At 68.8% G+C, this 12,574-nt stretch carries 14 protein-coding genes and 2 pseudogenes; 11 read left to right on the top strand and 5 right to left on the bottom strand.

Annotated elements, in window-relative coordinates; translation table 11 throughout:
- Positions 1 to 146 precede the first annotated feature (146 nt).
- The 3 genes from QEG98_RS14570 to QEG98_RS14560 all read right to left on the bottom strand — a co-directional run bounded on the left by QEG98_RS14570 (position 147) and on the right by QEG98_RS14560 (position 2,812).
- Complete coding sequence (locus tag QEG98_RS14570) at positions 147 to 1,265, bottom strand: tetratricopeptide repeat protein (protein WP_316567122.1); 1,119 nt, start codon at positions 1,263 to 1,265, stop codon at positions 147 to 149.
- A gap of 285 nt (positions 1,266 to 1,550) precedes the next feature.
- Entirely contained in the window at positions 1,551 to 2,150 is a 600-nt protein-coding gene (locus QEG98_RS14565; protein WP_316567121.1) for a PDZ domain-containing protein, read from the bottom strand.
- Positions 2,147 to 2,812, bottom strand: coding sequence for a hypothetical protein (locus QEG98_RS14560; RefSeq protein WP_316567120.1), 666 nt, complete (start codon positions 2,810 to 2,812; stop codon positions 2,147 to 2,149). The genes QEG98_RS14565 and QEG98_RS14560 overlap by 4 nt, the downstream gene beginning before the upstream one ends.
- A gap of 341 nt (positions 2,813 to 3,153) precedes the next feature.
- Here QEG98_RS14560 and hsp20 point away from each other — a divergent pair, with 341 nt between their 5' ends.
- The 11 genes and pseudogenes from hsp20 to QEG98_RS14500 all read left to right on the top strand — a co-directional run bounded on the left by hsp20 (position 3,154) and on the right by QEG98_RS14500 (position 9,775).
- Complete coding sequence (gene hsp20 / locus QEG98_RS14555; RefSeq protein WP_316567119.1) at positions 3,154 to 3,678, top strand: archaeal heat shock protein Hsp20; 525 nt, start codon at positions 3,154 to 3,156, stop codon at positions 3,676 to 3,678.
- Positions 3,679 to 3,758: 80 nt separating this feature from the next.
- Positions 3,759 to 5,458, top strand: a pseudogene (locus QEG98_RS14550) (AAA family ATPase).
- Positions 5,389 to 5,808, top strand: a complete 420-nt coding sequence (locus QEG98_RS14540; RefSeq protein WP_316567893.1) for an AAA family ATPase — start codon at positions 5,389 to 5,391, stop codon at positions 5,806 to 5,808. The pseudogene QEG98_RS14550 and the gene QEG98_RS14540 overlap by 70 nt, the downstream one beginning before the upstream one ends.
- Positions 5,805 to 6,647, top strand: a complete 843-nt coding sequence (locus tag QEG98_RS14535) for a GvpL/GvpF family gas vesicle protein (RefSeq protein WP_316567892.1) — start codon at positions 5,805 to 5,807, stop codon at positions 6,645 to 6,647. The genes QEG98_RS14540 and QEG98_RS14535 overlap by 4 nt, the downstream gene beginning before the upstream one ends.
- Positions 6,644 to 7,411, top strand: coding sequence for a GvpL/GvpF family gas vesicle protein (locus QEG98_RS14530; protein WP_316567118.1), 768 nt, complete (start codon positions 6,644 to 6,646; stop codon positions 7,409 to 7,411). Before QEG98_RS14535 ends, QEG98_RS14530 begins: the two co-directional genes overlap by 4 nt.
- 7 nt (positions 7,412 to 7,418) lie before the next feature.
- The gene (gvpJ, locus tag QEG98_RS14525) at positions 7,419 to 7,643 is read left to right on the top strand and encodes a gas vesicle protein GvpJ (RefSeq protein WP_140788962.1); all 225 of its coding nucleotides are present in this window, start codon (positions 7,419 to 7,421) and stop codon (positions 7,641 to 7,643) included.
- A gap of 30 nt (positions 7,644 to 7,673) precedes the next feature.
- On the top strand, positions 7,674 to 8,483 hold the full coding sequence (locus tag QEG98_RS14520; RefSeq protein WP_316567117.1) for a GvpL/GvpF family gas vesicle protein: 810 nt from the start codon (positions 7,674 to 7,676) through the stop codon (positions 8,481 to 8,483).
- Positions 8,480 to 8,761, top strand: coding sequence for a gas vesicle protein GvpG (locus tag QEG98_RS14515; RefSeq protein ID WP_316567116.1), 282 nt, complete (start codon positions 8,480 to 8,482; stop codon positions 8,759 to 8,761). The genes QEG98_RS14520 and QEG98_RS14515 overlap by 4 nt, the downstream gene beginning before the upstream one ends.
- A complete protein-coding gene (locus tag QEG98_RS14510; protein WP_011552834.1) occupies positions 8,758 to 8,979 on the top strand; it encodes a gas vesicle protein in 222 nt (73 codons plus the stop codon). Before QEG98_RS14515 ends, QEG98_RS14510 begins: the two co-directional genes overlap by 4 nt.
- A 48-nt stretch (positions 8,980 to 9,027) precedes the next feature.
- A complete protein-coding gene (locus QEG98_RS14505; RefSeq protein WP_316567115.1) occupies positions 9,028 to 9,354 on the top strand; it encodes a gas vesicle protein K in 327 nt (108 codons plus the stop codon).
- A 34-nt stretch (positions 9,355 to 9,388) separates the two neighbouring features.
- Positions 9,389 to 9,775, top strand: coding sequence for a gas vesicle protein (locus QEG98_RS14500; protein ID WP_316567114.1), 387 nt, complete (start codon positions 9,389 to 9,391; stop codon positions 9,773 to 9,775).
- A 50-nt stretch (positions 9,776 to 9,825) separates the two neighbouring features.
- Here QEG98_RS14500 and QEG98_RS14495 read toward each other — a convergent pair.
- Together QEG98_RS14495 and QEG98_RS14490 are read right to left on the bottom strand one after the other, a co-directional pair.
- Positions 9,826 to 10,979: pseudogene (locus QEG98_RS14495) on the bottom strand (hypothetical protein).
- Positions 10,976 to 12,541, bottom strand: coding sequence for an ATP-binding protein (locus QEG98_RS14490; protein WP_316567113.1), 1,566 nt, complete (start codon positions 12,539 to 12,541; stop codon positions 10,976 to 10,978). Before QEG98_RS14490 ends, QEG98_RS14495 begins: the two are co-directional and overlap by 4 nt.
- Positions 12,542 to 12,574: the final 33 nt, after the last annotated feature.

The following is a 12,574-nucleotide window of genomic DNA, read 5'->3' as shown; positions in this document are numbered from 1 at the left end:
CCCCTCCACCCGCCAGCCCGTCGGCGCCAATCCCCAACCCGCCGCCGCCGTCACTCGCGATACTCCTCGCGCTCCGACATCGAACACCCTTCCATCGCATCGGGGGTGTCCACGGAAGCGGGGGACTCTCAAGGCGCCTAGGGCGCTCAGCCCCCGTGGCCTCCCGCCGGCACCAGGACGTGCGTCAGGACGTACTTCTTGAGGCGCCGGCGGAGCTCATCCTCCAGGGTGAGCGCGATTTGCGGGTGAACGCGCGCGCCCACCTCGAACAACACCGCCTCCAGCAGCAGCCCCTCCTGGGCGATGGCGAAGAGGCGGTCCAGCGTAGGGTCCGAGGCCTCCGTCTTGCCCTCCGCCTTCTGGCTCTCATGGACGGCCAGCGCCGATGCCAGGCACTCCATCTCCTCCACGGAGGTGAACTGCTCCTCGGTGGAGCCCGTCATCTTCGCCCGGTGTGACGGCTCGCCCAGCCACAGGGCCTTGCAGTTGGCGAACGCCAGCCAGGCTGGGTCGTGGTTGGGGTCGAACTGGATGGAGACGCCCTGCGCGTCGCGCTCGGCATACCCGCGCGGGACAATGGTGTCGCCGCGGATGACGAGCCCCAGGTGCGCGTTGGTGCGGAAGAACTGGCGGATGACGGGGTAGCGCGGGCTCAGCGCCAGGCACTGCGCCCAGGCATCCAGCGCCTCCTCGAAGCGCCCCAGCTTCGCCAGGGCATTGCCCTGGAAGAACCAGGCACGGTGGTCATAGGGGTTGAGGGTGGTGGCGCGGACGTAGTGCTCCAGCGCGGCGGCCGCGTCTCCGGCGAAGTAGTCCGCGTCACCCCGGAAGACCCACGCCACGTAGCACTCGGGACACAGGTCCGTGGCCTGGGCGTACAGCTTCGCGGCCTCATCGTAGCGCTTCGCCTGGAAGTGGGGCTCGGCCTCATCGAGCAGGGCTTTCATCCCGGCGGGCGTGGGCCACTCACGGATGGTGCGGCGGCCGTCCTCCACCTCCACCTGGGGGACGTCAATCAGGGCCACCCGCTGAGGCCACAGCTGGTCGCCCCACCCGCCCGGGGGGGAGTCCTTGCCCTCGACCCGATAGGCGACCTTGGAATCCTCCAGCACCTTCACGATTTCGGACGGCGAGAGGTACGTCGGTGTCTCGTGCTCCGCCTGGGACGTCTCGGTGGCTTCGTTTGGCGCTGCTGGAACGGGCTTCGGCGTGGACGCGCACCCGAGGACGAAGGAACAACCAAGGACGATGAAGAATGGACGCACGCGCGAGGGCCCCTTCGAAGGATGCGAGGACAACGGCCACCAGTCTATGCCCTGGAGTTCTTCCATCCGGAGCCTCGAAACACATCGACACGTCCCGAGCCTCCTCGGCTGGGAGATGTCCACCGCCAGGCAAGCACTTCGGAAGTGGCTTGAAAGGGCTCGCGGGGCTGGCGCGCCTTCGTTTGCAGGGAGCGCCCCAGGCCCCGCACGTCCTCCTCGCGCCGCAGGTCCTCCTCCGGCCCCGTCAAGCCATCGTGAGCCGCATGAGCGCTCGCGACACCCGGCTCAGGGGTGCGCGCCAACGGTGAGGTCGATGTCCCTGGCAGCCCCGGCGCGCAGCACCTTGGCGTGCACGGTCTGGCCCACACGTTCCGGAGGCAGCTGCGCGACCAGGTCATCCACCTCTCGCAATGGCTGCCCCTCGAGCGTGAGCAGCGTGTCACCCGGATGCAGCCCCGCCTCCTCGGCCGGGCCATCTGGCTCCACGCTCGCGACCTTGAGGCCGCTCTGGGTGCCATGGGTCTTCGCGAGCTTCTCCGGCAACCGGACGGGAAAGGCCCCCATCCCGAGGTAGCCGCTCGGCGCTTGTGCGGGCGCCTTCGTGGACGTGGCCTCGGTGCTGGCCGGCGACTTCTTCCCCCCTGGTTTCGCTGCCCCTCGAGCGACCTCGCGCGTTGTGTCCTTCATCGCCTTGCGCGCGCCGCTCGCAGCCTCACCGCCCTTGCGCGCTGCGCCCCGGGTCGCCTCTGCGAACGCGCGTGTTGCACCCTGGGCGCTCTTGGTGACCTCGTCGAAGGCGCGTGTTGCTTCCCGGGCGCCCTCGGCGACGTCTCGCGCCACTTCCTTCGCCCTCACCGCGGGCTCTCGCGGCGCTCGCTCCTTCACGTCGCGCTTGCGTGGCCCCCCTGCTTCGGCCCTCCAGCCTTCTGCAGGCGCAGGCGCGTTGCGGCCGGGGGCCGACCCACTCCACCACCATGAGTCGCCATGGACATGCCTTCGCGCAATCGCTCCTTGAAGCCCTCGGCCACGCCTCCCTGCGTCGGCGCTCCACCCGCGCCACCCCTCAGCAACCGCTGACGTGCGGCGGCTGGGGGCCGCCCCACTCCACCATGGGTCGCCAGGAACATGCTTTCGCGCAATCGGTCTTGGAAGGACTCGGCTCCCCCCTTCTCCGCCATCTTACGGAGCAGCCGCCCGGCGAGCAGTCCAATGCCCAGCAGCCCGAGGATGGAGCTCCCCGGACTCGCCTTCAGCTTTTTTTGCGCAGCGCGGAGCAACTCCTCCATCGACGCTTCCTGGAGGTAGAGGGTGGTGTCCTGGAGAACGCGGCTTCCCCCCTCGAGCACGGGCAGCGTCAGCACGGTCGGCAACCGCCTGGCCGCGACCGTGAGGAGCCTCGCTCCGGACTGCGCGACGTTGGCGATGAGCGCCTCGCGCTGCGAGTGGAGCCGTTCCAGTTCCTGCGCATGTACATCCTGGGGGAGCGTCTCTTGCTGGACGCGCTTGCGCGTGTTCCCCCCGTTCGCATTTCCTTTGACCGAGGCCATGGGTGCTCACACCGCTGACGCACACGCGTGCCAGACGCGCATGTGTTGTCCATGGAGAACGTACACACGCCAGGCGGCGGAGTTCAGGGAGGTGAGGCGGCCCCGCCCCTCCCACCCCTGCCAGGTCGATCTGCCACCTCCCGGGCGATGGGCAGAGGGTCGCCGTGACTGACGAGCCCCCTCAGGCGATGCGCCGATCCCCGCCGACCAGGCATCACCAGCCGGCCCCTATTCGTGCCGCTCCTCGCCGGACATGGGGCGGGCGGAATCCCCTCCTTCGCGTCTTGCCGCTGGGCATGGAGGGGGTGATGCCAGAGCTTTGAATCACGACAGGTGGAGCAATGGCAGAGAAGACCGGCATCAGCGGTGGAGGGTTCCTCGAAGGAATCACCACCCTCGTCACGAAACTGGCGGAGCTCGCGGAGAAGGGCGAACAGCTCCAACGCTCCGGAGAGTTCGGAGCCTCCGACAAGGGGCTCAGGGGCGTCTATGGCTTCAACGTGCGGATCGGAGGAGGCGCACCCGGTCAACCGAGCGGCATTCCGCGCGTGGAGCCCTTCGGGAACATCCGCCAGGATCACCAGACCGGCAAGGCGGTCGTCCACCCCATCCGCGAGCCCCTGGTGGATGTCTTCGAAGAGGGGCCGGACGTGCTGGTGGTGGCCGAGCTGCCGGGTGTCGACCGCAAGGACATCACGCTGGAGCTCCGCGAAGACATCCTGACCCTGCATGCCGAGCACGAGGCGCTCAAGTACCACAAGGAGGTCCTGCTCCCCAGGCGCTTCACCCGTCGGCAGATGCACACCAGCTGCCGCAACGGCGTCCTCGAGATCCGCCTCACCGCCCAGGAGGAGCGCCGCTCGTGACCGTCGCGACACGGGAACATACGCGGACGCTGCGTGCCGCCGAGTCCCTCGGCAAGGACCTGGGCCGTGGCCTCGCCCGCATGGACCCCGCCGACATGAAGCGGCTGGGGGCGCATGTCGGCGACATCGTCACGCTGTCCGGCAAGCGCCGCAGCGCGGCCAAGGTGATGCCCTCCTACCCGGACGCCCGGGGGCGCGGAATCCTCCAGATTGACGGTGTGACCCGGGCCAACACCGGGGTGCAGTTGGACGAGCCGGTGAAGCTGACCCTGGCCCCCGCCCGACACGCCGAGAAGGTCGTGCTGGCGCCCCTGGAGTTCACCCCCGCGCAGCGTGACCTGGCCTACATCGGCACGCTGCTGGACGGACTGCCGGTGGTGAAGGGAGACCGGGTCCGGGCGCTGCTGTTCGGCAGTCGCACGGCCGACTTCCGCGTCGTCGAGACCGCTCCTGTGGGGGCGGTGGTGATTCACCCCAACACCCTGCTGGAGGTCGCCAAGGCGCCGGAGAAGGAGAAGGTGACGCACGAGCGGGCGCGCGCCGTCAGCTACGAGGACGTGGGTGGGCTGAAGCGGGAGCTGGGCCGCATCCGCGAGATCGTGGAGCTGCCACTGCGGTATCCGGAGGTGTTCGAGCGGCTCGGGATCGACGCCCCCAAGGGGGTGCTGCTGTATGGCCCGCCGGGCTGCGGCAAGACGCTGATCGCCCGGGCGGTGGCCAACGAGACGGCGGCGGCGTTCTTCACCATCACCGGCCCGGAGATCATGCACAAGTTCTACGGAGAGAGTGAGGCCCACCTCCGGCAGATCTTCGACGAGGCCCAGCGCAGGGCCCCGGCCATCATCTTCGTGGACGAGATAGACGCCATCGCTCCCCGGCGCGAGAACGTGCAGGGCGAGGTGGAGAAGCGCGTGGTGGCGCAGCTGCTGTCGCTGATGGACGGCCTGGCCCAACGCCGGCACGTCATCGTGCTGGCTGCCACCAACATCCCCAACGTGCTGGACCCGGCGCTGCGTCGCCCGGGGCGGTTCGACCGCGAGATCGCCATCTCCATCCCGGACCGCACGGCGCGCAAGGAGATCCTCGCCATCCACAGCCGGGGCATGCCGCTGGCAGAGGACGTGGACCTGGACCATCTGGCGGCCGTGACGCATGGCTTCGTAGGCGCAGACCTCCAGGCCCTGTGCCGCGAGGCGGCGATGCTCTGCCTGCGCCGGCTGATTCCCCACATCGACTTCGCCTCGGCCGAGATTCCCTACGACGAGCTGATGCAGATCCAGGTGACGATGGCCGACTTCCAGGCGGCGCTGCACGAGGTGGGGCCATCGGCGATCCGCGAGGTGTTCGTGGAGACCCCGGACGTGGGCTGGAAGGACGTGGGCGGACTGGGGCAGCTCAAGCAGCGGCTCATCGAGGCGGTGGAGTGGCCGCTCCGGTATCCCGAGGAGTTCGCGCGGGCCAAGGTCCGCCCCCCCAAGGGCGTGCTGCTGAGCGGCCCTCCCGGCTGCGGCAAGACGCTGATGGCCAAGGCCGCCGCCCGCGAGAGCCGGGTCAACTTCATCTCGGTCAAGGGCCCGGCGCTGCTCAGCAAGTTCGTGGGGGAGTCCGAGAGGGGGTGCGCGAGATCTTCCAGAAGGCCCGTCAGGCGGCCCCCTGCATCATCTTCTTCGATGAGATCGACTCACTCGTGCCGACGCGCTCCGCCGGGGGATGGACGAGCGCGTCACAGAGAGGGTCGTCAGCCAGTTCCTGGCCGAGATGGATGGCATCGAGGAGCTGACCGGCGTGCTGGTGCTCGCGGCCACCAACCGCGCGGACCTGCTCGACCCTGCGCTGCTGCGCCCGGGACGCTTCGACCTGCTCGTCGACGTGCCGCTGCCGGACCGCGAGGCGCGGCGCGACATCTTCCAGGTCCACCTGCGCGAAAAGCCCGTGGAGAAGGACCTCGACCTGGGCGTGCTCGCTGCACGCAGCGAGTCCTTCTCCGGCGCCGACATCCAGGCCGTGTGCAACCAGGCCGCCTGGGAAGCCGTGCGTCACGTCATCAGCGGCAAGGGAAAGCGTCTCGTCATCACATCCGAGAGCCTGCTCAAGGCAATCCGTGGGCACAAGGAGGCACGCCGGCCATGAGAGCCCACAGCAATCCCGATGTGCAGGGGCGACGCAAGGGCCAGCAGGCCCTGTACGTCTATGGCTTCACGCGGGCAGGGGCGGTGGAGCGCTTCTCCGTTCCCGGTGTCAGCGGCGCCGCCGACGTGCGGGCGCTGAAGCTGGGGAACCTTGCCGCCATCTACAGTCCGCTCTCGATGGAGGAGTTCCTGGGGCCGGAGGGTGCGGACCACACCCAGGACCTGGAGTGGGTGGCCCCCCGGGCGGTCAGGCACGAGGGCGTGCTCGAGGAGGTGATGCAGTCCTCGCCGGTGCTTCCGGTGAGCTTCGGGGCGATCTTCTCCTCACCGCGAGCGTTGTCCAAGGCGGTCGACGCCCACCGGCAGGAGATCTCCAGCTTCCTCGACGACATCGCCGACAAGGAGGAATGGGCAGTCAAGGTCTACGCCAACGCCCAGCGCCTGCGCGCGCATCTGGAGCGAGCGCCCGAGTTCCGCCAGCGCCTCCAGCACCTCCCCCAGTCTCCCGGCGCGCGCTACTTCCACGAGAAGAAGATGCAGCGCGAGCTCGACGTGCGCAGCCGCAACGAGGGACAGAGCCTGGCGGCCCACATCCGCGAGGAACTCGCCCCGGGGGCGATCTCGGTGAAACCCCTGCGCCTGGCAGATCGCGGGCTCTCGGGCCGGCAGGACGACATGGTGCTGAACTCCGCGTTCCTGGTGCGCGCCGGGCAGGTGCAGCGGTTCACCCAGCGCGTGCAGCAGCTCGCGGCCCGGTACCAGCCGCAAGGGTTGACGGTGGAGGCGACCGGCCCCTGGCCTCCCTACAGCTTCTGCCCCAGCCTGGAGGAGCGGCCGTGAAGTCAATCGTGTACGGCATCCTGGACGCACGACAGGCTACGAAGGAGGCGCTGCCGCCGGGGCTGAACCAGGCGCCGCTGATGGCGGTGAAGCACGGCAACCTGGCTGCGGCCATCTCGCCGGTGGCGGAGGAGCTGGCCTCCTCGGCCGGCATCGAGCAGGCGCTGGAGTACGCCCGGGTGGTCGAGCAGCTGCACCGCCGACTGGCGGTGTTGCCCATGCGCTACGGCTGCTTCGTCCATCACCCCGAACAGGTGGTGGAGTTCCTGCACCGCTACGAGCAGCAGTTCTCGGACGCGCTGGCCCAGGTGGAGGGCTGTGAGGAGATGGGTCTGCGCATCCTGTTCCAGGAGTCGGACGTGGCCGAGCCCCCGGAGCAGACAGGGGCGCCCACCGGGGCGGACGCCCAGACCCGGGGACGGGCCTACCTGGACAACCGGCGTCGCTTCTACGCGCAGCAGACACGTGTGGACCGCGCGGCCCGGCGCATGGCGGAGCGGGCGCAGGCGGCCTTCTCCGGGCTGTTCGTCCGCTGCACCTGGGACCATGCCGCTCGCCCCGACGGGCAACTGCTCTCCATGGCCTTCCTGGTGGAGCGCCCCAAGCTCGCCGAGTTCCGGCGAGCCTTCCTTCGCTTCCAGAAAGACGGCCCCGGCAAGGTGATGTGCAGCGGCCCGTGGCCCCCCTACGGCTTCGTGGCAGACCTGGCAAAGCCTGCCGTCGCGGCCCTCGCCGAGCTGGAGCACCTCCAAGAGAAAGGATGAATACGTCATGGCAAACGTCTCAACTTCTACCGGGACGTCCTCGACGGCCGACGTCATCGACCGGATCCTGGACAAGGGAATCGTGGTCGATGCCTGGGTGAAGGTCTCGCTGGTCGGCATCGAGGTGCTCTCTATCGAGGCACGCGTCGTGATCGCTTCGATCGAGACCTACCTCAAGTACGCCGACGCCATCGGCCTCACCGCCGCTGCGGCTGCGCCTGTCGCGGTCTGAATCTCCACCTGAACAGGACAGGACAACGTCATGCCACGCGCCAAGACTCGACACGAGAAGTCCACCCCGGAGGGACGCTACCTGTACGCGGTGGTTCCGATAGAGGTGGTCGACTCGCTGAACCTCGACACCCCCGGCATCCAGGGTGCAGACGTGCACCCGGTGACCTCCGGAAAGCTGGCGGCCATCGTCAGCAATATCGAGCAGCAGACGCTCCGGCCGGAGCGCAAACACCTCAGCGCCCACAGCGCAGTGCTGGGCCAGGTGATGGACCAGGCGCCGATGCTGCCGGTCGCGTTCGGCATCATTGCCGGCAGCGAGCGGGAGGTCCGGAATCTGCTGGCCGAGCACGCGAACGACTTCCTCACGCAGCTCCGTGAGGTGAGAGGGAACGTGGAGATGGGCCTTCGGATCCGGCTGAGCGACCCCGATGCGTTCGGGTACTACGTCAACGCCTTCCCCGAGCTCAAGGCGATGCGGGACGACCTCTACCGCGAGGGGGAACCGTCGCGCGAAGAGAAGATCGAGCTGGGGAAGTACTTCGTCGACCTGCTCAACGGCTTCCGTGAGGCGACCGCCGACAAGGTGCTCGATGGAATCGAGTCCGTGGCCAGGCAGACCGTGGTCAACGAGCCGCGCAATGAGTCGGAGGTGGTGAATCTGGCCGCACTGGTGCCACAAAAGAAGGTCGACGCCTTCAACGCGACCGTGGAGAAGCTGGGCGCGACGCTGCCCGAGAACTTCCAGGTGGACGTGACCGGACCCTGGCCGCCGTACAACTTCACCCATCTGCGAATCCACTTCGAAGAGGTGGAGGAGGCAGCGCAGGGGGCGCCTTGATCATCCTGGACGACATCCTGATGGCCCCTGTCCGGAGCATCGCGTGGATCTTCCGCTCGGTGCACAAGGCCGTGGAGGACGAACAGGCCCAGGAGCAGACCGACCTCCGCACCCGCCTGAGCGACCTGTACCGGGAGCTCGAGCGCGGCGAGATCACGGAGGAGCAGTTCGACGAGCAGGAGTCGCAGCTGCTCGACCGCCTGGACGCGTTGAAGGCAGCGCAGGAGGGGGCAGGGCCTGCGCCTCCTGAAACAGGCCCTGGAGGTGAGAACAGATGAACGGGCAGGCGACGACACCCGAGGCACAGCAGGAGCGCGCCTCGGTGTTGGAGTTGCTGGACCGGGTGCTCAACAAGGGCGTGGTCATCAGCGGTGACCTGGTGATTTCAGTGGCCGACGTGGACCTCATCTACCTGGGCCTACGGCTGCTGTTGACCTCGGTGGAGACGGCGCTGGAGGTGGGCACCCTTCCCGAACATCCGCAGCGCTTGCAGTGAGGCGGGAGGAGGACCCGCCCACGCGCGGGATGGGAGACAGGGTGAACCATGGGAGTCGAGGGCGCACCACAGGCGGTGGAGGAGCTCGCCCGAGCGTTGGAGCCGACGAAGCCGCCCAAGCTGGAACTGGACGAGGAGAACGTCCAGGCCGGGCTGGTGCGGCTGGTGCTCGCCGTCGTCGAGCTCATCCGCCAGTTGCTGGAGAGGCAGGCGCTGCGCCGGATCGACGCCGGATCACTGAGCGAGGAGCAGATTGAAAGGCTGGGCGTCACCTTCCTACGCCTGCAGGAGCAGATGGATGACTTGAAGAAGCATTTCCACCTGACGGACGAGGACCTGAATCTGGACCTCGGGCCGCTGGGCACGACGCTGTGAGGCTGGCCGAACAGCGGACAGAGAGCGAGGAGCCATGGCCGAAATCGACGATCGCGTGACGACGCCCCCTCAGCGACACTACCCGCCCACCTCGACCCGCGGCAGCTCCGTGGCCGACATCCTCGAGCGGGTGCTGGACAAGGGCATCGTCATCACCGGGGACATCAAGATCAATCTGACGAACGTCGAGCTGCTGACCATCCAGATCCGACTGATCATCTGCTCGGTGGAGCGGGCGCAGGAGATGGGCCTGGACTGGTGGACGACCAACCCCAACTTCAGCTCCCGTGCGCGACAGCAGCTCTCGGCGGCTCAGGCGCCCGTGGCGGCTCCGGCTCGAAGTGCCTCGGCCGAACCGGCAGCTCCGGCCCCACGTGCTGCTCCCAAGCCCAGACGCGCGCCCAAGGCCAAGAAGGTATAGGGAGGCGCACCGCCGCGAGCATCGCCTCGCGAAGCGGAGGCCGGCGCCGCTCAGGCGTCGAGCAGGTCCGCCCAGAAGCGTACCAGCCGCAACACGTCCATCAGTGCCTGTGGCCCGTCCATCTCCGCGTGGGTGATGAGCGGCGTCGCCAGCGCGTGGACCTCGGTGTGGGGACGCAGAGCCGCGGCCAGCCGGCTGGACTCCACGGCGGGAATCACCGTGTCCCCCGCGCCATGCAGCAGGAAGACGGGCGCGGTGGGCGGCGGCGAGCGCTCCGGCGACAGCGCCGGGTCCGCGGCGAACGTCTTCACGAAGGGCAGCAAGCGTGGGCCCAGCGCCGCCACGTCGCGCGTGTTCACGTAGCCCATCAACGTGGCCGCAGGCTCCGGCAGCTCCGCCTGGAGGTCACGCGCCTTGGCGAACGTCTCCGCCGCGAGGCGGCCATCCACCATGGCCTGATGGGATGCGCGCAGGAAGGTCCGGATGCCCGCGCGCAGGGGCTCCACCTGTTCGGGAGGAACCAGCTTCTCCGCCACGTTGAGCAGGATGATGACCACGCCATAGTCATGCGGGACCAGGTGACTTCCATCCGGCAGCTCGCCCGAGCACAGGAAGGTGAGCACGCGCGGCAAGTCCCCATGGCCGCCAAAGGAGAGCGTGGCCGCCACCCGGTCCTGCAAGGCGGGCCGTCCCGCCGCCACCACCGACAGGCCGCCGGAGAAGCTGATGCCGAACAGGTTCACCTTGCCGTCGGGCGCCAGGTCCGCTTGCGACGCGGCCCACACGGCGGCGTCCTCGATGATGTCCGGCAGGCGCGGCGTGATTTCGTAGCGCAGCAGGTCCGGCGGCTCCGGGGTGAGCACCGCCTGACCGCCCATGGCCGGTCCTCCGCCAGCTTCACGAGCCGAGGCTCGTCGATGCCATCCGCGTGGACACCCGAGGTCAGCACCACCGTGCGTCCGCGCTGCGTCACCGGCCGGAACAACCGGGCACGCACCGGACCGTGGCGCGTGGGCACCTGCACGTCGCTCACGTCGAAGGGCCCGGTGCGCCAGTCCGCGAGCGCCGTCTCCACGCGGCCCTGCATGCCCGCCGCGCGCACCACCAGCGACAAGCCCTGCAGCCACCCCGGCACCACGAACAAGCCCGCGGCCAGCAGCGCCACCAGCGACGCCGCCAGACTCCGCCGCACCGCCCGGCTCATTGGAAGAGGTGCTCCACGAAGGTACACAGGCGCTCGCGCTCGAAGGGCTTCTCCAGCAGCCCGCGCGTGCGGCGGCCCACGAACTCACGCGCCTGCGCGGTGAAGGCGCCCCCTGTCATCAGCCCAGTGCGCAGCGCGAGGTCCGGCGCCAGCCGCTCCAGCTCCACCACGAAGTCCAGCCCGCTCATGCCCGGCATCATCACGTCGCACAGGATGGCATCGAACCGCTCTCCCATGGAGAGCAAGCGCAGGGCCTCGCGCGCGTCCTGGACGACGTGAATCTCATACACGTCACGCACCAACCGGCTCACCGAGTTGCCCACGGAGGGCTCGTCATCGATGAGCAGCAGACGTCGACGGATGCGAGCGGGCGCCGGCTCCACAACCTGCGTTTGCTCCACGCCATCCGTCCAGCCCGCGGCCTGCGTGGGCAACACGATGCGAAAGGTGCTGCCCCAGCCGGGCGCGCTGGAGACCTCGATACGTCCACCCATGGCCTGCACCAGCGTCAGGCTGATGGACAGCCCCAGCCCCGTGCCCTCTCCGACAGGACGGGTGGAGAAGAACGGGTCGAAGATGCGGCGTTGCACGTCCGGCGCCATGCCGTGTCCGTTGTCGGAGACCTCCAGCTCCACGTGCCGGCTGCTGCTGGCGCGCAGGGACACCCGCACCCGGTTCTCCTCGGGCGCACGGTCCGGCAGCGCCTGGAGCGCGTTCAACAGCAGGTTCACGACAATCTGGGTGAGGCGCCCTTCGTTGCCATGAACGGGCAGCACCGGCTCCAACGTGCACGTCAACCGGGCGACTAACCCAATCTGGTTGCGGAGCAGCCGCAGCGCGCCGTCCACCACGTGCACCATGTCCACCGGACCATGCAGCTCTTCATCCGCGCGGGAGAAGGTGCGCAGGTCGCGGACAATCGCGCTGACGCGTCCAGCACCCTCCTGCGCTTCGGCCACCACCTCACGCAACTCCATGAGCTGTTCGTGGGACAACTCCGGCTGGGCGAGCAGCTCGCGCAGGTACGAGAGATTGGAGCTGACGTAGGACAGGGGGTTGTTGATTTCGTGCGCGACGCCCGCGGCGAGCGTGCCAATCGACGCCATCCGATCCGCCAGCACCCACTGCGACTCCAGCCGCGCGCGGTCCGAGGCTTCGAGGAGGCTCGGCGTGGGCATGGCATCCCCATCCGACAGCGCCGACAGGCGCCGGCGCAGGCTCGCGAGCCGCACGCCCCAGTGTGTCCCGGGCGCGGGCAGACACTCATCCGCACCAGCTGCGGCCAGGGCGTCGGCTTCCACAGGAGCGCGGCCCGTGAGCACGACCAGGTGCGTGCGGGGTACGCCGCGCAGGGCATTCAACCGCTGACAGCTCGTGCACAGCTCCGACAGCGGGCCGCCGTCGTCCCACAGGATGATGAGTCCCTCGGAGATGGCCCCGGGCAAGGTACCCGCCAGGGGCACACGCAAGATCTGGCAGTTCCGCCCCGCGTCGGACTCGAGAATCCCTCGCTCGACCTCCTCCGACACCTCGGGAGGTAATGCCACCAGCGTCACAAACACGGCGTCAATCCTCCGGCCCCATGAGCCCCGGGT

The sequence above is a fragment of the Myxococcus sp. MxC21-1 genome, from assembly GCF_032612255.1.
Classification (GTDB): Bacteria; Myxococcota; Myxococcia; order Myxococcales; family Myxococcaceae; genus Myxococcus; species Myxococcus virescens.
This window is presented reverse-complemented; position numbering and strand designations above follow the sequence as displayed.